Annotated in this window: 22 protein-coding genes; 15 read left to right on the forward strand and 7 right to left on the reverse strand. The window is 70.9% G+C overall.

Annotated elements, in window-relative coordinates; all coding sequences use genetic code 11:
• Positions 1-41 precede the first annotated feature (41 nt).
• The 7 genes from OG801_RS20625 (at position 42) to OG801_RS20655 (ending at position 7340) form a co-directional block, all read left to right on the forward strand.
• A complete protein-coding gene (locus OG801_RS20625; protein ID WP_406030985.1) occupies positions 42-1112 on the forward strand; it encodes a Gfo/Idh/MocA family protein in 1071 nt (356 codons plus the stop codon).
• Positions 1109-2125, forward strand: a complete 1017-nt coding sequence (locus OG801_RS20630) for an NAD-dependent epimerase/dehydratase family protein (RefSeq protein WP_406030987.1) — start codon at positions 1109-1111, stop codon at positions 2123-2125. Before OG801_RS20625 ends, OG801_RS20630 begins: the two co-directional genes overlap by 4 nt.
• Positions 2122-3255 carry a DegT/DnrJ/EryC1/StrS family aminotransferase gene (locus tag OG801_RS20635; protein ID WP_406030988.1) on the forward strand — a complete coding sequence of 378 codons (1134 nt, stop codon included), beginning with the start codon at positions 2122-2124 and terminating at the stop codon, positions 3253-3255. Before OG801_RS20630 ends, OG801_RS20635 begins: the two co-directional genes overlap by 4 nt.
• A complete protein-coding gene (locus tag OG801_RS20640; RefSeq protein ID WP_355020359.1) occupies positions 3252-3905 on the forward strand; it encodes an acetyltransferase in 654 nt (217 codons plus the stop codon). Before OG801_RS20635 ends, OG801_RS20640 begins: the two co-directional genes overlap by 4 nt.
• On the forward strand, positions 3902-5011 hold the full coding sequence (locus tag OG801_RS20645; protein WP_406030990.1) for a DegT/DnrJ/EryC1/StrS family aminotransferase: 1110 nt from the start codon (positions 3902-3904) through the stop codon (positions 5009-5011). The genes OG801_RS20640 and OG801_RS20645 overlap by 4 nt, the downstream gene beginning before the upstream one ends.
• Positions 5004-6203 carry a glycosyltransferase gene (locus OG801_RS20650; protein ID WP_406030992.1) on the forward strand — a complete coding sequence of 400 codons (1200 nt, stop codon included), beginning with the start codon at positions 5004-5006 and terminating at the stop codon, positions 6201-6203. Before OG801_RS20645 ends, OG801_RS20650 begins: the two co-directional genes overlap by 8 nt.
• A gap of 171 nt (positions 6204-6374) precedes the next feature.
• A complete protein-coding gene (locus OG801_RS20655; protein ID WP_406030994.1) occupies positions 6375-7340 on the forward strand; it encodes a hypothetical protein in 966 nt (321 codons plus the stop codon).
• A gap of 124 nt (positions 7341-7464) precedes the next feature.
• Here the strand turns inward: OG801_RS20655 and OG801_RS20660 are convergent, their stop codons facing one another.
• From OG801_RS20660 to OG801_RS20670, 3 genes are read right to left on the reverse strand one after another with little or no spacing between them, the layout of a single operon-like run.
• Positions 7465-9027, reverse strand: a complete 1563-nt coding sequence (locus OG801_RS20660) for a glycosyltransferase (RefSeq protein ID WP_406030996.1) — start codon at positions 9025-9027, stop codon at positions 7465-7467.
• Positions 9020-10489 (reverse strand): oligosaccharide flippase family protein, encoded by a 1470-nt coding sequence (locus tag OG801_RS20665; RefSeq protein WP_406030998.1) that lies wholly within the window; start codon positions 10487-10489, stop codon positions 9020-9022. The genes OG801_RS20660 and OG801_RS20665 overlap by 8 nt, the downstream gene beginning before the upstream one ends.
• Complete coding sequence (locus OG801_RS20670) at positions 10482-11156, reverse strand: hypothetical protein (protein ID WP_406031000.1); 675 nt, start codon at positions 11154-11156, stop codon at positions 10482-10484. The genes OG801_RS20665 and OG801_RS20670 overlap by 8 nt, the downstream gene beginning before the upstream one ends.
• A 120-nt stretch (positions 11157-11276) precedes the next feature.
• Between OG801_RS20670 and OG801_RS20675 the strand changes: the two genes are divergently transcribed.
• Both OG801_RS20675 and OG801_RS20680 read left to right on the forward strand, forming a co-directional pair.
• Entirely contained in the window at positions 11277-11996 is a 720-nt protein-coding gene (locus OG801_RS20675; RefSeq protein WP_355020366.1) for a hypothetical protein, read from the forward strand.
• Between the two features lie 10 nt (positions 11997-12006).
• The gene (locus OG801_RS20680; RefSeq protein ID WP_406031002.1) at positions 12007-13335 is read left to right on the forward strand and encodes an O-antigen ligase family protein; all 1329 of its coding nucleotides are present in this window, start codon (positions 12007-12009) and stop codon (positions 13333-13335) included.
• 35 nt (positions 13336-13370) lie between these two features.
• Here the strand turns inward: OG801_RS20680 and OG801_RS20685 are convergent, their stop codons facing one another.
• From OG801_RS20685 to OG801_RS20695, 3 genes are all read right to left on the reverse strand, one after another.
• On the reverse strand, positions 13371-14978 hold the full coding sequence (locus OG801_RS20685; RefSeq protein WP_406031004.1) for a DUF4082 domain-containing protein: 1608 nt from the start codon (positions 14976-14978) through the stop codon (positions 13371-13373).
• A 128-nt stretch (positions 14979-15106) separates the two neighbouring features.
• A complete protein-coding gene (locus OG801_RS20690) occupies positions 15107-16162 on the reverse strand; it encodes a hypothetical protein (RefSeq protein ID WP_406031006.1) in 1056 nt (351 codons plus the stop codon).
• 124 nt (positions 16163-16286) lie between these two features.
• A complete protein-coding gene (locus OG801_RS20695; RefSeq protein WP_355020370.1) occupies positions 16287-16952 on the reverse strand; it encodes a polysaccharide deacetylase family protein in 666 nt (221 codons plus the stop codon).
• Between the two features lie 122 nt (positions 16953-17074).
• Here OG801_RS20695 and OG801_RS20700 point away from each other — a divergent pair, with 122 nt between their 5' ends.
• The 4 genes from OG801_RS20700 to OG801_RS20715 are packed head-to-tail and all read left to right on the forward strand — an operon-like array spanning position 17075 to position 20382.
• Positions 17075-18013 (forward strand): glycosyltransferase family 2 protein, encoded by a 939-nt coding sequence (locus tag OG801_RS20700; RefSeq protein ID WP_355020371.1) that lies wholly within the window; start codon positions 17075-17077, stop codon positions 18011-18013.
• Complete coding sequence (locus OG801_RS20705; RefSeq protein WP_406031008.1) at positions 18010-18876, forward strand: hypothetical protein; 867 nt, start codon at positions 18010-18012, stop codon at positions 18874-18876. The genes OG801_RS20700 and OG801_RS20705 overlap by 4 nt, the downstream gene beginning before the upstream one ends.
• A gap of 1 nt (position 18877) precedes the next feature.
• On the forward strand, positions 18878-20080 hold the full coding sequence (locus OG801_RS20710) for a pyridoxal-dependent decarboxylase, exosortase A system-associated (RefSeq protein WP_406031010.1): 1203 nt from the start codon (positions 18878-18880) through the stop codon (positions 20078-20080).
• Between the two features lie 35 nt (positions 20081-20115).
• The gene (locus OG801_RS20715) at positions 20116-20382 is read left to right on the forward strand and encodes an acyl carrier protein (RefSeq protein WP_406031012.1); all 267 of its coding nucleotides are present in this window, start codon (positions 20116-20118) and stop codon (positions 20380-20382) included.
• Positions 20383-20424: 42 nt separating this feature from the next.
• On the opposite strand, the gene OG801_RS20720 is transcribed toward OG801_RS20715, so the two are convergent.
• Positions 20425-21813, reverse strand: a complete 1389-nt coding sequence (locus tag OG801_RS20720; protein ID WP_406031014.1) for an AMP-binding protein — start codon at positions 21811-21813, stop codon at positions 20425-20427.
• Between the two features lie 153 nt (positions 21814-21966).
• Here OG801_RS20720 and OG801_RS20725 point away from each other — a divergent pair, with 153 nt between their 5' ends.
• Both OG801_RS20725 and OG801_RS20730 read left to right on the forward strand, forming a co-directional pair.
• On the forward strand, positions 21967-23265 hold the full coding sequence (locus tag OG801_RS20725) for a glycosyltransferase family 4 protein (protein ID WP_406031016.1): 1299 nt from the start codon (positions 21967-21969) through the stop codon (positions 23263-23265).
• A 117-nt stretch (positions 23266-23382) separates the two neighbouring features.
• Positions 23383-24498 (forward strand): DUF1972 domain-containing protein, encoded by a 1116-nt coding sequence (locus OG801_RS20730; RefSeq protein ID WP_406031018.1) that lies wholly within the window; start codon positions 23383-23385, stop codon positions 24496-24498.
• Positions 24499-24501: the final 3 nt, after the last annotated feature.

Below are 24501 nucleotides of genomic sequence, written 5' to 3' on the forward strand. Positions count from 1 at the left end.
GGCTCTTCGGAGTCTCGCCCCACGCGGATTTCATGGTCGACATGACTGATGGGGATCCGCTCGGCGTGGCAGTGGTCGGGGCCGGTTACTGGGGACCGAACCTGGTCCGCAACTTCCGCAGCGCACGGGACTGGTCGCTGGTCGCGGTGGTCGACCTGGACCTCGCGCGGGCCCAGGAGGTGATCGGCGGCGGCACGGACGTGCTGGCCACGACCGACCTCGACGAGGTGCTCGCGCGCGAGGACGTGGACGCGGTCGCGATCGCGACGCCCGCGGGCACGCATCGGCAGCTCGTCGAGCGGGCGCTGCGGGCCGGGAAGCACGTGCTCGTCGAGAAGCCGCTGGCCGACGACGTGGGGTCCGGGCGGAGCATGGTCGAGGCCGCGCGTGCCAACGATCTCGTGCTGATGGCCGACCACACCTACTGCTACACGCCGGTCGTGCAGAAGATCCGCGAGCTGATCGAGGACGGGTCGCTCGGCGAGATCCTGTTCGTCGACTCGGTGCGGATCAACCTCGGGCTGGTGCAGCCCGACGTCGACGTCTTCTGGGACCTGGCCCCGCACGACCTCTCCATCCTCGACTTCATCCTGCCCGGCGGGCTACGCCCCACCGGGGTCGCCGCGCACGGCGCCGACCCCCTCAGGGCCGGCAAGTCCTGCGTCGGCTACCTGACCCTGCCGCTGGAGGGCGGGGCGATGGCCCACGTCCACGTCAACTGGCTCAGCCCCACCAAGATCAGGCAGATGGTGATCGGCGGGAGCCGGCGTACGTTGGTCTGGGACGACCTCAACCCGCAACAGCGGCTCAGCGTCTTCGACCGCGGCGTCGACCTGGTCCAGCAGAGCGTGGACATCGCCGACCGCGCCGCCGCGACCATCTCCTACCGGCTGGGCGACACCTGGGCGCCCGCGCTGCCCGAGTACGAGGCGCTCGGGCGGATGGTCGGCGAGTTCGCCGAGGCGATCCGGCAAGGACGTACGCCGCGCACCGACGGGGCCGCCGGGCTCCGTGTCCTCTCCGTCCTGGAGGCGGCCCAGACCAGCCTCCGAGCCCGTGGCGCCCTCGTCGAGGTGGCCGCCGAGACACCAACCCTGGAGCTGATCCGATGACCTCTCCCGACCTCACGAAACTGAATGGCGCGAACGTCCTGGTCACCGGAGGTGCGGGCACGATCGCCTCCACCATCGTGGACCAGCTCCTCGACGCGGGGGCCGCGCACGTGGACGTGCTCGACAGCCTGATCCGGGGTCGCAAGGCCAACCTCGACGACGCCCTCGCCACCGGTCGCGTACGGCTGGTGGAGGGCGACATCCGTGACCGGGACCTGGTCGGTGACCTCACCGCAGGCAAGGACCTGGTCTTCCACCAGGCCGCCATCCGGATCACGCTGTGCGCCGAGGAGCCGCGGCTGGCCAACGAGGTGCTCGTCGACGGCACCTTCAACGTGGTCGAGGCCGCCGTGCAGGCACGGGTGGACAAGCTGATCTACGCCTCCTCGGCCTCGGTCTTCGGGCTCGCCGAGGAGTTCCCGACGCCGGAGGGGCACCACCACAACAACAACGACACCCTCTACGGGGCCGCGAAGTCCTACAACGAGGGCTTGGTGCGGTCCTTCCGGGCGATGCACGGGCTCGACTACGTCGGGCTGCGCTACTTCAACGTCTACGGACCCCGGATGGACGTCCACGGCGCCTACACCGAGGTGCTGGTGCGGTGGATGGAGCGGATCGCTGACGGCAAGCTGCCGCTGATCTTCGGCGACGGGCGCCAAACGATGGACTTCGTCTGCGTCCCCGACATCGCCCGCGCCAACATCCTGGCGGCCGCCTCCGAGGTGAACGAGGGCGTCTACAACATCGCCTCCGGCACCGAGACCTCGCTGCTGGAGCTGGCCGAGGCGCTGCTGCGGGCCATGGACTCCCCGCTCGGCGTCGAGCACGGTCCTGAGCGCGCGGTCAACGGGGTCACCCGCCGCCTCGCCTCCATCTCCGCGGCCCGCGAGGACCTGGGCTGGTCCCCGACGATCGGGCTCGAGGAGGGTCTGCGACAGCTCGTCGAGTGGTGGGCGCCGCTGCGCTCCGAGATCGCGGCCGGGCGCGAGCTCAGCGGAGGTACGTCGTGAGCAGGGTCAACGTCATGCAGCCGTGGCTGGGCGAGGAGGAGGTCGAGGCGGTCGCCGAGGTGCTCCGCTCCGGCTGGGTCGCCCAGGGGCCGCGCGTGGCCGAGTTCGAGCGCCGCTTCGCCGCCTCGCAGCAGGCTGCTCACGCGGTCGCCACCTCGAGCTGCACCACGGCGCTCCACCTGGCGCTGGTCGTGGCGGGAGTGAGCCCCGGGGACGACGTCGTCGTCCCGTCCTTCTCGTTCATCGCGACCGCCAACGCCGCGGTCTACGTCGGCGCCCGGCCGGTCTTCGCGGACGTGTCACCGGTCACCGGGAACCTCACCGCCGAGACGGTCCGGGAGGCCCTCACGCCGCGGACGACCGCGGTGATCGTGGTCGACCAGGGCGGGGTGCCGGTCGACCTGGACGCGATCCGGGAGGTCTGCGACCCGCGCGACATCATGGTCATCGAGGACGCCGCCTGCGGTGCCGGCTCGACCTACCGAGGTCGTCCCGTGGGCGCGGGAGCGGAGATCGCTGCCTGGTCCTTCCACCCGCGCAAGATCCTCACCACCGGCGAGGGCGGGATGCTCACCACCTCGCGCGCTGACCTTGCCGAGCGGGCGCGCAGGCTGCGCGAGCACGCGATGAGCGTCTCCGCCACCGATCGGCACGCCAGCCTGGTCTCGCCGCCGGAGTCCTACGACGAGGTCGGCTTCAACTTCCGGATGACCGACCTGCAGGCCGCGGTCGGGCTGGTGCAGCTGTCGCGGTTGCCGGAGGTGGTCACCCGGCGCCGCGAGCTGGCCGCGGTCTACGCGAAGTCGGTCGCCGAGATCGGCGGGCTGCGGGCCGTGGCCGACCCGGCCTGGGGCACCTCCAACTTCCAGTCGTTCTGGATCGAGGTGGGATACCCCTATGGGCTGGACCGCGAGGGGCTGCTGAGCGCCCTGGCCGAGGCCGGGATCTCCGCGCGACGCGGGATCATGGCGTCGCACCGGCAGCCTGCGTACGCCTCGCCGTCGCTCAGCCTGCCGGCCACCGAGCACCTCACCGACAACACGCTCATCCTGCCGCTCTTCCACCAGATCTCGGACTCGGAGCAGGCGCGGGTCATCGACGTACTCCGGCAGGGGGGAGCACGTCGATGACCACGCTCGTTCTCGTGGCGGCCAGTGGGCTCGCAGGGGAGGTCGCGGCGGCGGCGGAGTACGACGAGATCGTCGCCGTCGACGACGACCGCGAGTGCTGGGGCCAGATGATCGGCTCGGTCGATGGGACCGGCGGAGTCAAGGTCATCGGGCCCGTCGAGGTCGCCACCGACTGCGGTGACGACCTGGTCATCTGCGCCGGGGCCGGGTCGACGCGCCGACGCCTCTACAACCGGCTGATCGGCTACGGGGTGGCGCCGGAGCGCTACGCGACCATCGTCCATCCCAACGCCTCGGTGCCGGCCGGCTGCGAGCTCGGTGTCGGGACCGTGCTGCTCGCCGGGGTCGTGCTGACCGCCGGCGTACGCGTCGGGCGCCATGTCGTCGCGATGCCCAATGCGGTCCTCACCCACGACGACATCGTCGGCGACTACGCGACCATCTGCGCCGGGGTGACCCTCGGCGGCGAGGTCGTGATCGGTGAGGCCGCCTACCTCGGGATGAGCTCCTCGGTGCGTCAGCGCACCACCGTCGGAGCCGACTCCGTCCTCGGCATGGGAGCGGTCCTGCTCAACGACCTGCCCGCCGGGGAGACCTGGGCCGGAGTGCCCGCCCGCCGTCTCAATTCACGTCAGGAGCTGATCTGGTGAAGGTGCCGCTCGTCGACCTCGGGTCGCAGCAGTCGGAGATAGATGACGAGGTACGCCTCGGGCTGGACCGCGTCTTCGAGCGCACCGGCTTCGTGGGCGGGCCGGAGGTGACCTCGTTCGAGAACGCGTACGCGGCCTTCGTCGGTGCCGACCACTGCGTCGGCGTCGGCAACGGGACCGACGCGCTCGAGCTCGCGATGCGGGCCGTCGGAGTGCGGCCCGGTGGCGAGGTGATCGTGCCCGCCAACACCTTCATCGCGACCGCCGAGGCGGCCAGCCGGATCGGGGCCGTACCGGTGCCCGTCGACGTCGACGAGTCGCACCTGTTGATCGACCCGGCCGCGGTCGAGCGTTCGCTTACGCCGCGTACGCAGGCGATCGTGCCGGTGCACCTGTTCGGGCAGACCGCGTTCGTGGAGCAGCTGCTCCCGATCGCGTCCGCGGTGGGTATCCCGGTGATCGAGGACGCCGCGCAAGCGCAGGGCGCTCGCCGGAACGGTCGCTCTGGCGGCTCGCTCGCGACTGTCGCGGCGACCAGCTTCTACCCCGGCAAGAACCTCGGCGCGGCCGGCGACGCCGGCGCGGTGACGACCTCCGACCCGGAGATCGCGCGAATGGTACGGCTGCTCGCGGCCCACGGCTCGGAGACGAAGTACGTCCACGAGGTCGTCGGGATGAACTCCCGCCTGGACACGATCCAAGCCGTCGTTCTGTCTGCGAAGCTGGCGCGGCTGGAGAAGTGGAACGAGCTGCGCCGGCAGGCCGCCGACCGCTACCACGCTCTGCTCGACGGCGTGCCCGGCGTTCGGCTGCCTTCGTCCGCGCCGGGAAACGTCGACGTCTGGCATCTCTATGTCGTTCGGGTCGGTGACCGTGACCGGGTGCTCGCGGCCCTGCTGGAGGCTGGGATCGGCACCGGGATCCACTATCCGTTCCCGGTGCATCTGACTGCTGCGTACGCCTCGCTGGGGTTCGGCGAGGGCTCCTTCCCGGTCGCGGAGCGGGCGGCGGGCGAGATCTTGTCGCTGCCGATGTTCCCGCACCTGAGCCCGGAGCAGCAGGAGTACGTCGCCGAGGTGCTCACCGCGGCGGTGAGGCATGGGTGAGGTGCGTACACCGGTCTCGATCGTCTGCGTCTACAACAACCCGGCGGTGCTGGAGTCGTGCCTGGCGACCTCCGTCAAGGCCGGTCCGGGCGCATCGCCGCAGACCGAGGTGATCCCCGTCGACAACGTCTCGAATGCGTTCGCGAGCGCCGGTGCGGCGCTCAACCACGGCGCCCGGATGGCACGCAACGAGGTCGTCGTCTTCGTCCACCAGGACGTCTATCTGCACTCGCTGCCCGCGCTGGAGGCCGCCGCCGCGACCCTCCTCGCCGACCAGGCGATCGGCGTCCTGGGTGCGGTCGGGGTCGACCACCGCGGCGAGGTCATCGGCGCGGTGCGTGACCGGGTCGTCCCGCTCGGCCGCTCCACCTCGGTCCCGGTCGACGTCGACTCGCTCGACGAGGTGCTCTTCATGGTCACCCGCTCACAGGTGCTGCGCGAGCCGCTCTCGGAGTCGCCCGACCTGGCCTGGCACGCGTACGCCGTGGAGTACTGCCTCCGCATGCGCGCCTCCGGCCGCCGCGCCGCCGCCGTCGACGTCCCGCTGACCCACAACAGCATGACCACCAACCTCGCCCGCCTCGACGTCGCGCATCGCAGCGTCGGCCGCACCTACGCGAGCCTGATGCCCGTCCGCACCACGTGCGGAATCGTGGCCGGTGAGCACGGTGCCGGGACCACGTCCTGGCCCGTCCGGCGCGCCCGGGGCGCGCGTACGTTCTGGGGCGAGTCCGCCCGTGCTCGCCGGGTGACGCGCTCGCTGCGCGGGGTCCCGCAGGACCGGGACCATGCTCGTGGGCGCGCTCGCCAGGTGGTGCTCGCCGACATCCGGCTGCTCGTCGACGACGTCGCCCGGCTCGCCGGCAGCTCCTCGATCCGCGTCATCGACCCCTCCCGCGACGGCACCGTCGGCGAGGCCGAGGGACTCGAGCGCAACGGCCTCGCCTTCTCCGCCGCCACCCTCCGCTGGCCCGGTGTCGTCGCCGCCGTCGCCGCCACCACCCCCGACCGGCTCCTCCTCGTCTCCGGCCTACGCCCCGAGGAGATCGCCCCCCTCGCCGCCACCGCCACCGGCCCCTACGTCGTCGGTCTCGCCCGCGACACCGGCCTCTGGCTCCTCCTCGGCCCCGACCCGGCCGCTCTCGCGCCGCTGTGGAGCCGTCCGCGCAACCGGCCGTTCTTTGTGGGGTGAGGGGGCGCAGGGATACCCGGTTAACCGGGTATCCCTGCACTTCTCAGGCAATGCAATGCCAGAGAAGTGCAGGAAATGCCAGAGAAGTCAGCCGAAATCAGCCGTGCGCAGGGCAATGCGCGGAAACATGCGCGACTGAAAATGTCGGTGGCAGTCGGCAGGATGCAGAGCATGACACTCTCATTCGACGATTCTCGACTCACTCCGATCGCCCTTCGCAAGGAGCTGCTCGACAACGGGCACAGCGACAGGTCTCTGGCGCAGGCACTACGTACGGGCGCGCTCGCGAGGCCACGGCGCGGCGCCTACGTGGATGGGAGTCTCTGGGACGGGCTTTCGGAGGAGGATCGGTACGCGGTCCGCTGCCGTGCGGCGTACCGGCAGTCGAAGACCGACGTGGTCCTATCCCACGTCTCGGCCGTTCCCTTCCGTGATGGGCCGCTGTGGGGTCTGGATCTCGCAGAGGTGCACCTGAGTCGTCCAGACCATCGCACCGGCCGGCGCGAGGCTGGCGTACGTCAACACAGCGGGAAGCTTCTCGACGCGGATGTCGTGACGGAGAACGGGCTTCTGCTGACCTCGCCGGAGCGAACGGCCGTGGAGGTGACGACCGTGGCTCCCATGGTCGCGGCTCTTGGCGTCGTCAACGATCTCCTACATCGGAAGATCACGACCCTCGAGCGTGTGAAGGCACGCTATGAGCTCTCGATGGAGCAGTGGCCGAACTCGCTTTCGACCCAGGCCGTGCTGCGGCTTGCTGACCCACGCATCGAGTCCCTCGCTGAGTCGTTGTTCGTCGGGGTTGCGTGGCTGCAGAGCCTGCCGATGCCGATCCCGCAATACGAGGTGACGGACTCTGAGGGGAAGACTCGGCGCCTCGACTTCGCGCTTCCAGAGTTCGGCGTCTGGTTCGAGATCGACGGCAAGGTCAAGTACGAGCGGCCCTATCGGGTGGGGGAGACAGCGACTGACGTGGTTCTCCGCGAGAAGCGCCGCCAAGAGCGGATTGCCGAGGCGACCGGATGGCGGTGCATGCGGATCTCGTGGGCCGATCTGCAGGATCCCGTACGCCTGGCCGCTCGGATCCGCGCATTCCTCGAGTCTGCCATGACCGCGCAGGTGCCGAGGAGCGCCTGAGGGGAGTCTCCGCCGCCCGCGCTGAGCGGCGCCGGCAGTCACCGCAGCCACACGTGTCACAGCGCTCAGGCAATCCCTGCACTTCTCAGGTGTTGCATTGCCAGAGAAGTGCAGGGATACCCGGTTAACCGGGTATTCCTGCCGGCCGGCGGCGCAGCCGCGCGCGAACCGCAGCAGCGGCCCACTCGGGGGCGAGGTCGCGGACGCGGCCGGCGCCGCCGCGGCGGGTCTGACGCCACATGGAGATGCGGTCGGTGAGAGGCATCGCGCCGAGGAGGCCGGCGGTGATGTCGGCGCCGGTGCGGCTGAACGGGTTGGTCGCCTGGACGGAGACGGTGAGCAGGTCGAGGTGGCCGCGGCCGCGGACGGGGGCGAGCAGGTCGTCGCCGAGCCGCTGCGGCGTGAGGTAGAGCGACTCGGCGTCCGCGACCCAGCCGGGGCCGGTGTGGCACTCGAGGATCGCCTGGGCGGTCGCGCTGCCGCGCGAGACCCGCTCACGTGGCCGGCGTACCAGGTCGAGGAGGGTGTCGCGCAGCTGGTCGGCGCTGTTCGGGCGCAGCATCAGGTGGTCGATCCCGGGAGAGTCGGAGCCCCACACGGCGCACTCGGGCCGGTGGCCGCGGAAGGTGACGACGGGGTTGCCGAGGCCGCCGGACTCGAGCAGCGAGGTGAGCCCGGCGAACGGGAACGAGTCGAGGTAGACGTCAGCCGCGTGGTGGAGCGGGGCCACGTCGGGGAGCATGCCGACGGCCTGGATCCGTCCGGACGTACGCCGCGCCAACCCGGCCCACGGCTCCGACTCCGGGTTGGGGCCGGCGACCCGCCACTGCAGGCGGGGCTCGGCGGCCACCGCCGCCTCGACGGCCGCCAGGAAGGTGTCGCCGCCTTGGAACTTGCTCGAGTCGGCCGCGGTGACGACCAGCACGTCGGAGGCGCGTACGTGCCACTGCGGTTTCGCGGTCTCGCGACGCTTGGTCCGGCCGCGGACGGACAGCGGCCGGTTGCGCACGATCGACCGCTCCATCGGCAGGCCGCGACGGTGCTGGGCGAGGTCCTGGCCGCTGCGGCGCAGGTGGACGACCCGGTCGTAGGCCCGCACGCCGACCCAGAAGACGTGGTCGGTGTTGTCGATGTAGACCACGGGCGGCAGGTCCCGGCGGTCGGCGAAGGCGAGCGCGGGGACCACGTCGAAGGGGTGGCAGTGGGAGACCACCAGGTCGGCGGTCGAGGCGAGCGCACGCAGCCGGGCGGCGCGGTGGAGCAGGCTCCCGGGTGTGGTGTCGAGCATGGTCAGGCCGACCCGGTCCCCGAGCCGGGAGGCGATCTTGGCCGGCACGGGCGAGGTCATCTGCCGGGTGGCGACGATCTCGTGGGAGCGGTCGGCGAGCTGGTCGGTCCAGCCGGCGATGATCTGGGTGTGCCCGCCGCTCTGGTACATCTGCGTGACCACGTGCAGGGTGCGCCGCGGCCGGGTCGGCACGGGCACGGACGGGAGCGAGCGGCCCAGTTCGGTGAGCAGCAGCTCGAGGGGCTCGTACGCGAACCAGCCGGTGTGGTTGCCCCAGGCGAACTCGGCCGCGGCCTGGGCCAGGGCGGCCGCGCGCCGCGGCCGTCGCCTCGCGGCTGCTGCGGCGGCGGCGTACATCTCCTCCAGGGTGTCGTGGTTGTCGTCGAGACGGTCAGACATGGACGTCCTCGTTCAGGGTCGTGGAGGGCTCACTCGGGGTGGGGGAGCCGGCACCGGAGCGGAACCAGCGCACGTCCTCGCGTCGGCGTCGCAGCAGCACCGCCCACACGGCGGCGAGCACCAGACCGGTGACCGCGCAGGTCACCCAGACCGACGGCTGCGCGAAGCGCATCCCGACGGCCGCGGCCCAGACGGCGAGCGCGCCGATAGCCGGCAGGGCGGCTCCGGCGGCGAGGCCGCCGAGCCCGACCCCGGCCCGCGCGAGATAGAAGAGGTGCAGCGGCAGGATGACGACGAGGCCGACCGCGAACGTGGCCAGGCCGACCCCGCCGACGCCGTCCCATGCCGCCCCTGCCAGCAACGCCGGCACCAGGGCGATCAGCCAGACGATCTGGATCGTCATCAGGCTGCGCGTCGAGCCGGCGATGACCAGGAAGTCGTAGGCGAGCTCGAAGGAGATCCGCAGCACGGCCAGCGCGCCGAGCCAGAGGAGCGGTGCCGCGGCAGCCTGCCAGACGTCGCCGTAGACGAGGCCGATCACCTCCGGCGCCAGTGCGGCCAGCGCCGAGCAGCCCGGGAGCGTCACGGTCAGCACCAGCGCGGAGAGGCGAGTGAAGGCGTGCCGCATCCCTGCCGGGTCGCGCTGCAGCCGGGCGAAGATCACCGGTGTGACCTGCCGCAACGGTCGCGACAGCATCGTGACCGGCCAGCTGGAGAGGTTGAAGGCGACCACGTAGAACCCGAGCGCGGTCGCTCCCAGCATGCTGCCGATGACGATCTGGTCGGCGAACCCGACCGCGAAGACCAGGATGCTGGTCACCGCCAGCGGGGCGCCGAAGCGAAGCAGCGTGACCGCGTGGGCACGAGAGAGCCCCATCCGCCACGGCAGCGGTGACATCCGCAGGAACATCACGGTGGTGACGGATACGCCGAGAAGATGACCGATGACCAGGGAGTACGGACCGGCGCCGGCCAACGCGAGCCCGAGCATGACCGGGACCGCCACGATCGTGGCCATCTGGTCGATGAGCATCCGCTTGCCCTGCATCAGGTTGCGCTGCAGCAGCGCGGCGGGCGTCGCGGTGATCCCGCTGAGCACGACCGGGATGGCGAACATCGCCACCAGCACCGCCGCGTCCGGTTCACCCATCGCCCGCGCGTAGGGCCCGGCCCCGATCACCATCGCCGCGGCGATGAGCAGGCTCGCCACGACCGAGATCGTGGTCACCGTCGGCGCGATCTCGCGCGGGTCGTCCTTCCAGCGCACCACCGCGAGGCTCACGCCGAGCTCGTTGAAGCTCAGCACCGCCATCAGGGCGAGGAAGGCGACGGCGTACGTCCCGTAGCTCTCCGGCCCGAGCAGCCGCGCGACGAGGATGCCGACGACCATCGTGCCGAGCTTGGTCACCGCCGTGTTGGCGATGCTCCAGGCGAGGGCGGTGTGAGGGCGGGTCTCAGCCAAGGTCGGTCTCCGGCGGTGTCTCGGCGCGGCGCGCCTTGCGCCGCAGCAGGATCGGGTCGATGCGTACGACCAGGTAGAGGGTGGCCGCGGCGCCGAGCAGCCCCGTGACGGCGAACGCCCGCTTCGAGCTTCCGCCGACGGGGTAGACGACGGTCGAGCCGGGCGCCTCCTTGGTGGACATCCGGAACGCCCGGGCCACCTGGTATTCGTCCTGCACCCGGTCGAGCGCGGCCGTCATCTCCTCGACCAGCTGCTCCTTTTGGGCGCGGACGGTCTCCGGGTCGGAGCCGACGACCTCGATGATCAGCCACTGGTCGGTGTAGTTGGGCGCCCACTGGCCGCCGGTGTCGGGCAGCCGGACGGTCCACCCCTCGCGTACGCCCATCCCGATCAGCCCGGCATCGGTGGCGGTGAACTTCGGAATCTCCCGGGTGCCGACGACGAGCTTGCCGACCACGCCGGCGGTGATGACCAGATCCTCGGAGGTCGCCCGCAGCGCGTTGGGATACTGCGCGTTCTTCGGAGCCAGGAAGACCAGGTCCGTACGCGTCCAGTACACGCTGCGGTCCTGGCTCGCGTAGTTCGCGGCGGCGAGAGTGAGGATCGCGCCGACCACCACGATCGGCCATCGTCGGACCATCGCCCGCAGCAGGTCCCACAGCGCCATGGTCGGAACGCTAGGTCTGCCGAGGCCAGGTCAGCCCAGGTCAGCGGGGTCATCGCCCAAATCGGGTAGGACGTCGGCGAGGTCGGCTCGCACCGATCCTGGATGGGTACCTTCGGCCGCATGGTGTTGTCGGAGTTCGTCGGTGCGATCCGGCGGCGTTGGTATCTCGCGGTGGTCGGCGTCCTGCTGACCGGAGTGCTCGGCTGGAGCGCATCGGCCTTCGTGGCGCCGACCTACACCGCCCGGGGCCTGGTCCTGATGCTCCCCTCCAAGAACGCGGTCGGCCCCGGCGGCAACCCGTTCCTGGGGCTTGGTGGGCTCGACCTGCCGGCTCGGGTCGTGGTCGCCTACTACACCAGCGCGCCCGCCCAGGAGGCGATCGCGGAGGTCACCCCGGGTGCCGCGGTGACGGTCTCGATGGAGGAGTCGACGCGCGGGCCGGTGATCGCGATCGACGTCAGTGCGGACAGCGAGGCCAACGCCATCGAGGCGCTCGACTTCGTCGCGGACTCGATCCCGGACACACTCGGGAGGCTCCAGGACGAGGTCAACGCGAAGGGCAACGCCCGGCTGCGCTCGCGGACGCTCGCACTGGACGAGACGGCAGCCATCGACGGCAGCGGCCCGCTTCGGGCGCGGATCATGGCAGTCGTGCTCGGTCTCGCGATGACCGCGGTGCTGGTCTATGCGATCGACGGGATCGTGCTGCGCCGCCGCTTGGCCCGCGAGGAGCGGGCCGCGTCCCTGGCCGCCCAGGACGCCGCCTACGACGACGAGCCCGACCAGGACGACCAGAGCGACCGGGACGACGACCACATCGTCCAGCGCCTCCACGGCTGAGGCAGGAACGATGGCCGTACGCCGGGGTGTCGATGCGGTGACGTGGCTGAGTCTCTACACGTTCGCTCTCTTCGTGATCCCGTCCTGGCTGGTCTTCCGGCCGCTGGGCAGCGCCGGGTCGGTCTCGATGCTGATGGGGCTGGGCAGCTTCGCGCTCTGGGTCCTGCTGAGCATCGGCCGGCCGCTGCCGGTGGACCGGCCCCCGCAGCCGATGCGGGTCGTCTTGGCGCTGTTCCTGTTCAGCGTCGGCGTCACCTATGTCATCGCGATGTCGCGTCCGATCAGCCGCGACGAGGTGAGCCCGGCCGACGTCGCGATCCTCGCGATGGTCTCCTGGGTGGGCACGCTGCTGCTCGCCGGCGACGCCATCCCGAGCATGGCCAGGGTCCATGTGCTGGTGTGGCGGCTGGTCGTGGGCGGCACCTTCCTCGCGATCCTCGGCCTGGCCCAGTTCTTCCTCCGGCAGATCTTCGTCGACCGGATCTCGGTCCCTGTCCTGACCCCGGTGACGACGGTCGAGCTGGCGATGCGCAACGGCCTCGTACGTCCCGCCGGGACCGCCCTGAGCCCGATCGAGTACGGCACCTTGATGGGGATGCTGGTGCCGATCGCGCTCCATGTCGGCTTCCAGCACCGCAACCTCAACCCGCTCGTCCGCTGGGCCCCGGTGGTGCTGATCTGCATGATCATCGCCGCCTCCTCGAGCCGGTCGGCCTACCTCGGCGCCGCCATCGCGGTCGCGGTCTGCATGGTCGGCTGGTCGCGCAAGCAGCGGGCGATGGTGCTGGGACTCGCGGTCGGCGGGCTGGGCCTGGTGTTCCTGGTCGCGCCCCGGATCATCAACTCGGTGACCGGCATGTTCGTCGGCGCCGAGGAGGACCCGAGCGTCACCTCGCGCACCGACAGCTACGGGGTGGCCTGGTTCTTCGTCGACCGCAACCCGTTCTTCGGGCGCGGGCTGGGGACGTTCCTGCCGAAGTACCGCATCTTCGACAACCAGTACCTCCAGATGATGGTGAGCGTCGGGATCATCGGCGTGCTCCTCTTCGCGGCGTTCATCATCGCGACGTTCATCCAGCTCTCCCGGGTCTACCGCGCCTGCGAGGACCCGAAGACCCGCGACCTCGTCGTCGCGCTCATCGGCGCCGCTGCGGCCGGCTTCGCCGGGCTGGCGTTCTTCGACGCGTTCGCCTTCCCGATGACGATGGGCACGATCTTCCTGGTGCTCGGGCTGGCGAGCGCGGTCACCCGGCTGAACGCACTCTCACCATCCGCGAAGGCGCCACCGGATCACACCGAGGCCAAGGGCGAGGTCGCGCAGACCGTACGCCCCGGGTGACCCGTCCCGTCAGCCCATCCCGTCAGCCCATCCCGTCAGGTCGTGCAGGGCAGGTTGCGGACTACGACGGGCTGGCCGGCGGAGTTCAGCGTCGCGGTCGCGGCCTGCCACTGGCTGACCAGGCTGCATCTGACGTCGAGCGGCCCGAAGACCCAGCTCCGGTCGACCACGTACAGGTTCCTCACCGTGCCTGGCGTGCCGAGCCGGAAGGGGTAGCCGCCGCCGCTCACGATCAGGCCGTCGATGTCGACGGAGGTGTTGTCCTGGTCGGGGTAGAAGAACGGGGCGGTGCCGCCACAGTTGTTGGTGTCGACGAAGTCGATGACCGTCTTCCGGACGGTGAGCGCCCCACCGCCGTAGCCCTGGATGCCGTCACCGTGCCAGTCGGTGCAGACGTCGGGAGAGACGACACGTACGTAGGAGTCGTGGATCGCGACGCCGCCGCAGGCCGACTTCCCCTGGGCCCGGAAGCCCTCCGGAACCCCGTCGATGAGTACGTTGCGCGCCGTGTAGCCGCCCGAGGTGACCGCGGGCCACGCCTCGTCCGTCGTCGGGGCCGAGCCACGGACGATCTCGGAGTCCTCGATGACGAGACCGGTCGCGCAGGTGGCGCTGGCGAAGTTGACGATCACCGAGCCGACCGCCTGCACCCGGCGCAGGGTCACGTTCTTGGCGGTGACGTTGATCGTTCCGTTCGTCACGCGCAGGTCCTCGACGACGGCCCCCGGCGTACTGATCGTGTACGTCCCGGTCGCCGACCGCTTCGGCTGCCAGCCGTCCGGCAGCCCGGCCGAGGCGCGGGTCGGGAAGCCACCGGCGGGAGGGGCGGAGGTCGGCGATGGGGCGGACGTCGTCGGAGTGCTGGTCGGGGAGCTCGGGGAGGTCGACGGAGCTGTCGGCGAGCTCGCCGGCGCGCTCGGGCTGACGCTCGTCGAGGGGCTGGAGCTCTGGGACGGAGGCGCGCTGGAGGGCGATGCACTGCCGGACGGAGTCGGTGAGGTCGTCGGCGCCTCGCCAGAGCCGGCCGGCCGCACGACGATGTCGACCTGGTAGTTGGTGGCGCGGTAGGTCGAGCGGGGGAACTCGCCCGGCTGGTAGTTGTAGACACCCGCGTTCGCGCCCGCCGACAGCGGACCGTTACTGATCGAACGGTCGAAGAAGTGCTCGTCGGTCGAATAGTGACCACCGGGCGCGGTGTACGAGACGACGTAGGAGCGGCCTGGCTCGAGACGTACCGGCCGCTCGAGCGTGGCGGCCCGCAGGCCGTCTCCGGCCGTGCCGCCGAGCTGGACGCGGGAGAGCGCGCGGCCCCGTCCCGACCACAGGGTCGCCTGGTGCGGGCCGTGGTTGTCCGGGCCCAGGTACACCTGGACCGCGACCGCCTCGACCGGCTCCGAGGTCCGGAACCGCATCCCGAGCTCGACCGGCCGGGAGTCGGAGTCCGTCAGGACCGCGGGGACCGCGTCGTCGGGGAGAAGGCTGACCGTCTCCGAGTGCGCCGTCGCCGTGCCGAACGCCCAGAGGCCGCTGCCGGCGATGAGGGTGACCAGGACGCTGGCGAAGGCGGTACGCCGCCACCGGGTGGTCCTGCGGCGACCGTGGGGAGGTCGGTCGATCCGTCGTCGATACGTGCTGGGGGGCATGCTGTGGGAGGGCATGAATGCACCTGTTCGTATGGGATACCGCCGAAGGCATCGACACTACGTTTGATCCGTCCTCCACAGACACCCCCAAAACTTGGTATCTATTGGGGGTTTTCCAGCCCCAGACGTCACTCGCAGGGTAGGTCGCGGATCGGGACGGGCTGGCCCGCTGAGTCCATCGTGACCACGGCCGCGCTCCACTCGGTGACCACCGAGCAGTTGACGTCGAGCGGGCTGAAGACCCAGCTCTGGTCGACCACGTAGAGGTTGCGGACCGGCCCTGGCATGCCGTTGCGGAACGGGTAGCCGCCGCCGGCCACGACCAGGCCGTCGATGTCGACCGATTCGTTGCCCTGATCGGTGGGATTGAAGAACGGGGCGGTTCCGTGGCACTCGTTCTTGACGTCCAAGATCATGACCGTCCGGCGTACCTTGATCTCGCCGCCGCCGTAGCCCTGCAGGCCGTCGCCGTGCCAGTCGCTGCACACGTCCGGGGAGGTGACCCGGATGAAGGAGTCCTGGATGCCGATGCCTCCGCAGCGCTCCTTGTTGGAGGCGCGCAGTCCCTCGGGTACGCCGTCGATGACGACGTTGCGCACCGTGTAGCCGCCCGCGGAGACCGCCGGCCAGGCCTCCTCGGTCGTGGGGGCGCTGCTTCGGATGAAGTCGGAGTCCTCGATCACCAGCCCGGTGCTGCACTGGTCGTTGTAGTCGTTGACCACGACCGAGGCGATCGCCTCGACGCGGCGCAGGGTGACGCCGGGCGCGGTGACGTAGATGACTCCGTTGGTGATCCGCAGGTCCTCCACGACCGCCCCGCGATGCCGGATCCAGAAGTCTCCGGTCGCGGTGCGCTTCGGCTTCCAGCCGGCGGGCAGGCCGGCCGACTCACGGGTGGGGAAGCCCTTGGCCGGCGGCGCGGCGGCGGTCGAGGACTGCGTACGCTCCGGGGTCGCCGACGGCGCGGGGGTCGGTGTCGGCGGGCTCGACGAGACCGTGGGGCTCGGTTCGGCCGAAGGGGAGGGCGACACGCTCGCAGGTGGCTGGACCGTCGGGAGCGAGTCGGAGCCGACGTTGCTCGCCTGGTCCGAGTCGGGCCACAGGAACCAGGTCATGGCGACCAGCAGCAGAGCCAGCCCACCCGCGATCGCGATCCGCCGGCGCCGGCCTGGCTTGGTTGGCATGTGTTCGCACCCGTTCGCGTCTCGATGGCCATTGTCTTCGTCGGCACTGTTTGCCGACACTGCCCGACCTCGTGGTCGGGGGCATCCTTCAAACTGGTTACTTCTTCAGCAGGTCAGCGCCCGTTCAGCGCAGCCTCTTGACCAGGCCTGCCGCCTGACGTTCCATCCGCTTTGCGATGCCGTGCCCGGTCAGGATGTGGCTGCGTACGCTGGCCCCGTCGTCCTCCGCGGTGACGCTGAATCTCGGTTGCAGCCAGGCTCCGGCCACCGCGTGAGCACGGTCGCTGGTGTAGACGTGCTGGTAGCTCAGGCGGCGCAGGTGACGCAGCGTGGCGCGGTCGTAGCGGCCCAGCGGGAGCGCCGCCTCGTCCACCGTCTCGCCGGCTGCCATGGTGATGTGCTCGCGGGCCTGGATCAGCTCGCGGCGTACGCCCGCGGCATCGAGGCCGCGCCAGCTGACGTGGTCCATGCCGTGGGTGCCGATCCGCATGCCCGCCACCCGGAGGAGCCGGACGTCGAGGCGGTCGACGCTCCCCGGCTTCCCCAGCCGTCCGGCCAGCACGAAGAAGGTCGCGCTCAGGCCGCGGGCCTGCAGGCCCGGCAGTCCGATCGCGACGTCGGAGTGGTTGCCGTCGTCGAAGCTGATGCGCACCTCGGGGCGGCCGGCGACGGCATCGAGGATGTCCTCGTAGGCGTCCTGGCTGATCCAGTAGCGGTCCTCGCCCGGCTCCAGCTCGCGCTCGGGCTCGCCGATACCGTGGAAGCAGATGTTGGTCACGTGGGCGGGCATGTTCTCCACGCTAAGGATCCGGAGGCGGTGTCCGGCCGACCTTTGCGAAGGCCTACCTCATACGGGGGATCTGCGGTCGGGAGGAGGGTCCGGCGGGGGTCGATCCCGCCGAGACTCATGACGTGTCGCTCCCCATCCGAACCATCGCCGTCGTGGTGGTGACCTACAACAGCGCTCACCTGCTGGCCGATCTCATCGGCTCTCTGCCGGGTGGGCTCGCCGGTCTCGGGTGGCGGTTGGTGGTCGCCGACAACGCCTCCGCCGACGACACCGTGGCGACCGCGCGCCGCCTCGCGCCGGATGCGACCGTCGTCGAGACTGGTCGCAACGGCGGCTACGCCGCCGGGATCAACGCCGGTGTCGCGGCCGCCTTCGCCGCGGATCCGGACGTCGACGCGGTGCTGGTGCTCAACCCGGACGTACGTCTCGAGCCGGACTGTGTCGTGGCGCTCGCCCGCGAGCTCGTGCCCGGGGTCGGCGTGGCAGTGCCCCGGCTGGTGGACGCCGAGGGCCGGCTGATCGAGTCGATGCGTGGCGCGCCGAGCCTGGTGCGGGCCTTCGCCGACGCCGTGGTGGGCGCCAACCGCGCCGGCCGGGTCCGGTGGGCGGGGGAGATCGTGGCCGACCCCGCGGAGTACGAGCGCGGCCAGGACACCGACTGGGCCGAGGGCTCGACGCAGCTGATCAGCGCCGAGTGCTGGCGTGCGTGCGGCCCCTGGGACGAGTCCTACTTCCTCTACTCCGAGGAGACCGAGTTCCACCTGCGCGCCCGCGACCGAGGCTTCCGGGTGCGGTTCGCGCCCGCCGCCCGCGCCGTGCACCTCGGCGGCGAGTCCACCACCTCACCCGGGCTGTGGGCACTCCTGGTCGCCAACCGGGTGCGGCTCTTCACGGTCCGCCGCGGGCGGGTCCAGGGGGCTGCGTACTGGCTGATGGTGCTGGCCCGCGAGTGCAGCCGGGCGCTGCTGGGGAAGCAGACGTCGCGACGTGCCGTACGCACCCTGGTCAGCCCCCGCCGGATGAGCGCCCCGCGTGGGCCCGAATGGGTGGCGAGCGCATGAAGGCCGTGCTCGCCCCGATCACCGCCGAGGATCTTCCGGCCGTCTCGACGTTCCTGCACGAGCAGCTGAACCCGCGGGTGCAGGAGCTGGAGTGGATCCAGGCGCTGCGGGTGCCGTGGGACGTACCCCAGCCCAACCACGGGTTCTTCCTCGCCGAGGAGGAGCGGGTCGTCGGGGCCTACCTCGCCTACTACTCCGAGCGGCGGGTCGGCGCGGAGACGCTCCAGGTCTGCAACCTGGGCGCCTGGTGCGTGCTCGACAGTCACCGCCATCAGGGACTGCGGCTGCTGACCACGCTGCTCAAGCAGCCCGGCTACGAGTTCACCGACTTCTCGCCGTCGGGCAACGTGATCGCGCTCAACCGGAAGCTCAAGTTCACCGACCTGGACACGACCACCTCGCTGGTGCCGGCCGTGTCGCCTGGCACTGTGCTGCCGAGGCGGCGCGGGGTGCGAGTGAGCAGCCGTCCCGACGTACTGGACTCGGTGCTCCAGGGTGAGGAGCGGGACCTCTATGCCGACCACCGTGCCGCGGCGGCGGCCCTTCATGTGGTGCTGAGCACGGGCTCCGAGCACTGCTACGTCGTGGCCCGCAAGGACACCCGCAAGGGCGTACGCGCCTTCGCCTCGATCCTCTACGCGAGCAACCCGGAGCTGCTCCGGCGGCACGCGCCGCGGCTGGCCTCGCACCTGCTGACCCAGCACGGTGCCGCGGCGACCCTGGTCGAGCACCGGGTCGCGGGCGGGGCCCCGGGCGGTTCCTACCGGCTCTCGCGGTCGCGGCCGAAGATGCTGCGCAGCGACGCCCTCGACCCCGCGCGGGTCGACTACCTGTACAGCGAGCTGACATGTCTGGAGTGGTGAGATGCCGAACGTCGGCGGTGTGACCGTCGGGGGTGTGCCCGTGCGGCTGTTGGCGGAGAGGGTCGGATCGACCCCGTTCTTCGCCTACGACCGGGCCGCGATCGATGCCCGGGTGGCCTCGTTGCGGGAGGCGCTTCCCGGTGATGTGCACCTGAGCTATGCGGTCAAGGCCAACCCGATGCCCGCGGTCGTGCAGCACCTGGCGCGCGCCGTCGACGCGCTCGACGTCGCCTCGGGGGCCGAGATGCGGGTGGCGCTCGATACCGGGACGGACCCGGGGTCGGTGAGCTTCGCGGGGCCGGGCAAGTCGGTCGCCGAGCTGTCCCAGGCCGTCGCGGCCGGGGTGCTCGTCGAGATCGAGTCGCCGCTGGAGGCCGACCGCCTGGTCGAGGCCGCCGAACGGCTCGGGATCCGGCCGCGGGTCGCGGTGCGGGTCAACCCGGACTTCGAGGTCAAAGGCTCCGGGATGCGGATGGGAGGCGGCGCCCAGCAGTTCGGGGTCGACGCCGAGACCGTGCCGCTGCTGCTCAAGACGCTGCACGACCGCGACGTCGAGGTGACCGGCTTCCACGTCTTCTCCGGCTCCCAGAACCTGCACGCCGAGATCCTCGCCGAGGCTCAGGAGCGCACCGTCGACCTCGTCCTGCGGCTCTCCGGTGACCTTCCTTCGGCGATGACCTATCTCAACATCGGCGGCGGCTTCGGCATCCCCTACTACACCCAGGACCAGCCCCTCGACCTCCCGCTGGTGGGATCGCGCCTCGAGGAGCTGCTCGCCACCCGCGTACGTCCTGCGCTGCCGTCCGCGCAGGTCGTCATCGAGCTCGGCCGCTATCTGGTCGGCGAGGCCGGGGTCTATGTGACCAGGGTCGTCGACCGCAAGATCTCGCGCGGCAAGACCTTCCTGATCGTCGACGGCGGCATGCACCACCAGCTCGCCGCCTCGGGCAACTTCGGCCAGGTCATCCGCCGCAACTACCCGATCTCGGTCGCCGCGGCTGCTGGTGATGCCGGGGCGGCGGAAGAGACGGTGCAGGTCGTCGGCTGCCTGTGCACGCCCCTTGACCTGCTCGGCGACAAGGTGAGCCTGCCGCGCGCCGAGGTGGGCGACCTCGTCGTGGTCCACCAGGCCGGGGCGTACGGCCTCACCGCCAGCCCCACCGCCTTCCTCAGCCACCCGGCGCCGCTCGAAGTGCTCGTCTGAGTTCCCTGAATCTTCCGAATCGAAGGAGTACGTCTATGACCATCGACACCACCGAAGCGACCCTCGACCGGGTCGGTGAGGCGATCACCGAGGTGATCGGCACCGATCCCAGCGCCGGCACGCTGAGCGCGGACACTCTGCTCTTCGGCTCCCTGCCCGAGCTCGACTCGCTCGCCCTGGTCGAGCTGATCACCGTCCTCGAGGACCGCTTCGGCTTCGAGATGGACGAGGACGACATCAACGCCGAGGTCTTCGAGTCCGTCGGGTCCTTGGCGGAGTACGTGCGCGCGCAGGTGGGGTGACCGCTGGTCGAGCCGCCCCCGCTGGTCGACCAGCGGGGCGGCTCAGCTAGCGGCGGCGGCGAGGAGCTGAGCGGCAGCCTGGTCGATCTTGCCGTTGCCGAGGCGGGGGAGCTGGGCGACGGGGACGAGCAGGTCCGGGACCGAGTCGGGGCGAAGGACCGTCGGTAGCCGGCGGCGGAGGTCGCCGAGATCAGCGCCGGGGCCCTCGACGAGGCTGACCAGGTCCCCCTCGGGGGTGGCGGCGGTGAAGGTGGCCAGGCCGAAGACCTGCTTCACCTCCGCGTCGAGCGCGTCGAGGTCGACGAAGCTCGCGCTGCGCTTCACCCGACGCCCCGCGCGGCCCAGGCAGAAGAGCTCCTCGCCGCGCCGGGCGCCGAGGTCGCCGGTGAGCACCCGTTCCGAACCCTCCCAGCGCGGGAACTCCCCGTTCGGGCTGCCGAAGAGATAGCCGCCGGGCAGGTGCGGCGACTCGATGGTCAGCATGTCCGCGGCGGCGCCGTCGGGAAGCAACGACGTACGCCACGCCCCGACCGCCCCGCGCCCGATGCCGAGGGCGCCGTGGACCGTCGGGAGGTCTTCGCCGGCGTCGAACCGGGCGGCGCTGGCGAAGCCGATCGTCTCGCTGGTGCCGTACGTGTTGACGACCGTCGAGACGCCGAGGTCGAAGACACGCTGGGCGTCGGCGGCGGAGAGCCGGTCGCCGCCCGAGCCCCAGACCCGCAGGGTTCGTGGGGAGGCGGGACCGCGCTCGTTGGCGGCGAGGTCGATGAACCGGGGAGCCAGCCGCAGGTGTGTCGCGTCGACGCGGGCGCAGAAGCCGAGTGGGCGGAGCCGGTCGCCCAGGGAACCGGACAGGTGCAGGGAGGAGCCGGCGGCCAGAGCGACCAGCAGGTTGGTCATCGCCAGGTCGTAGGAGAGATGCGAGACCTCGGCCCACACCGAGGAGGCGTCGAGATCGAGCGCGGCCGCGCCGTGCGGGACGAAGGCGTCGATGCCTGCCCAGGAGGACAGCACGCCCTTGGGGCCGCCGCCGGTGGAGCCGGAGGACATCGCGACATAACCGGCCTCCACGCCCGAGCGGGAGGTTGACGACGCGACCGCCCGGATCCCCGATCGGTCGAGCACGACGTCGGGATGCAGCGCCTGGAGTAGGGACCGGCGGTGATCCTCGGCCGCCGACGGGTCCACGAAGCAGACCGAGAGATCACCGAGGATCGCGGCCACGAGCGCGACGACCGCGTCGGTGGACAACGGCAGCGACACCGCGACCAGCGGCCGCGGGACACCGGCGGCCGCGACGAGGGCGAGCCGCAGCTCCTCGGCCGCGCCGACCAGCCCGTCCGCATCGACCGAGGTGCGCCGGTCCGCGATCACGGCCTGCGACCGGGGTCGGGTGCGTACGGATCGGATGCGCTCGGCCAGCGGGTTCACAGGATGCGAGGCTAGGAGCCGCGGGCCGCTCCGGCACCTGCGTCGCCACTCACGATCCCCGGATTCGGGGATATGGCCGCAGATGCCCGACACGCCGGTCTCGGCACACTCAACGCTTCTCACATGGTCAACGCAGCCCAGCAGAGACATGGCGTGGCAAAGACGCACGTGCTGATCATTGTCCAGAACCTCCCCGTGCCGTTGGACCGACGTGTCTGGCTGGAGTGCCAGGCGCTGGTTGCGCGCGGTTACGAGGTCAGCGTGATCTGCCCGAAGGGCCCCGGCGATCCGGGGCGCCAGCAGCTCGGTGGCGTACGCATCTACAAGTACCGTCCCGCGCCGCAGGCCCGCGGCGTGCTCGGCTACCTGCTCGAGTTCGTCTACTGCTGGATCCGCACGGCGCTGCTGGCCAACAAGGTCTGGCGGGACCGCCCGTTCGCGATCATGCAGGCGTGCAACCCGCCCGACACCTACTGGCTGCTGGCCCGCATCTGGAAGCGCCGTGGCGTCCGGTTCGTCTTCGACCAGCACGATCTCAACCCCGAGCTCTTCCTCTCCCGGTTCGGCACCCCGACATCCCTGTCCGGTCGCGCCCAGCTGGCTGCGCTGCGCTGGCTCGAGAAGCAGACGTACGCCACCGCCGACCAGGTCATCTCGACCAACGAGTCCTACCGGAAGGTCGCGATCACCCGTGGCGGGATGGCGCCCGCGGACGTGACCGTGGTCCGCAGCGGACCGGACACCTCGGTGATGCGCCCGGTGCGGCCGCACGACCCGGCGGCCCACGCCAACCGCCACACCCTGGTCTACCTCGGGATCATGGGGCCCCAGGACGGTGTCGACACGGTGCTGGAGGTCATGGACGAGCTCGTCCACCGGCGCGGCCGCAGCGATGTCGACGCGGTGCTGATGGGCTTCGGCGACTGCCTCGAGGACCTCAAGAGCCGCTGCACCGAGCTGGGCCTCGACGACGTCGTCACCTTCACCGGCCGGGCCGGCTCGGCGCTGATCGCGCAGCACCTCAGCGCCGCCACCATCGGGCTGTGCCCTGATCTGAAGACGCCGCTCAACGACGTCTCGACGATGAACAAGACCATGGAGTACATGGCGTACGCCCTGCCGTCGGTCTCCTTCGACCTGGTCGAGACGCGGGTCTCCGCCGAGGACGCCGCGCTCTTCGTTCCCTCCGGGGACGTGGCCGCGTTCACCGACGCGGTCGAGTCGCTGCTGGACGATCCCGAGCTGCGGGTCGAGCTGGCCCTGCGGGCGCGGGAGCGCGCGGCGAAGGTGCTCGACTGGGGCCCGCAGTCGGCGGCGTACGTGCAGGTCTACGACTCCATGTGCGCGATCGGCGAGGCACCGGCGGCGGTGGACGGGTTCGAGTACGTGGATCTGGACGACCCGGACGCGCTGCGCCAGTTCGTGCTCACTCGCGGACCTGCGGTGACGTAACCGATTTGGGGTATATGACCCCGACTTCGGGACCGCTGCGCCCGCGGATCCTCTTGGATGGCTCCTTGTGCTGAAAATAGGAGCCATCGGCTCCTAGAAACTAGGAGTCAACCCCACGTGACCCCAACTGTACGGATGCTCGGTACCCGTGGCGTGCCCGCAGCCCACGGCGGCTTCGAGACCGCGGTGGAGAACATCGGTCTGGACCTGGTCGATCGCGGCTGGCGGGTCGTCGTCTACTGCCAGGACGACGAACCCCACGCTGACCTGCGGATCGACTCGTGGAAGGGCATCGAGCGCGTCCACGTGCCGGCCCGGCACGACGGCCCGCGCGGGACGATCGAGTTCGACGTCGGCGCGGTGCGGCACGCCGCCCGGGAGGCCGAGCAGGACGGCAGCGTGTGCGTGACGTTCGGCTACAACACCGGAGCGCTCAACGCGGTGCTGCGCTCCCGCCGCGTCCCCAACATCATCAACATGGACGGCATCGAGTGGAAGCGGGCCCGCTGGTCGGGCCCCGAGAAGGCGTTCCTGTGGACCCAGGAGCGGGCCGCCTGCTGGCTGGGTGACCACCTCATCGCCGATCACCCCGAGATCGCCCGCCACCTGGCGACCCGGGTGCCGGCGGAGAAGATCACCACGATCGCCTACGGCGCGCCGCCCGTTGTCGACGCGCCGGAGTGGGCGGTGCTCGACCACGGGCTGGAGCCGGGTTCCTACCTCACCCTGGTCGCTCGGCCGGTGCCGGAGAACAGCATCCTCGAGGTGGTCCGGGCCTTCTCCAGCCGCCGCTGGGGCCGGCAGCTGGTCGTCCTGGGTTCCTATGATCCGGCGGACGACTACCAGCGCGCCGTCCTCGAGGCGGCCAGCGACGAGGTCGTCTTCCTCGGCGCGATCTACGACACCGACATCGTCTCGGCCCTGCGCTTCCACTCCGTGGCGTACGTCCACGGTCATCAGGTCGGCGGCACCAACCCGTCCCTGGTCGAGGCGCTCGGCTGCGGCAACGCCGTGATCGCCCACGACAACCGCTACAACCGCTGGGTCGCCGACGCCGCCGCGCTCTACTTCTCCGACGAGGCCGGCATCGTCTCTGCGTTGGAGCGGCTCCTGTCCGAGCCCGAGCTGGCGGCGTCGCTGTCCGGCCACGCCCGCGCCCGCCACTCCGCCGAGTTCACCTGGAGCCGGATCACCGACCAGTACGAGCAGCTCATCCGGGCCCACCAGCGCTGATCC

The sequence above is a fragment of the Nocardioides sp. NBC_00163 genome (assembly GCF_045206295.1).
GTDB lineage: Bacteria > Actinomycetota > Actinomycetes > Propionibacteriales > Nocardioidaceae > Nocardioides.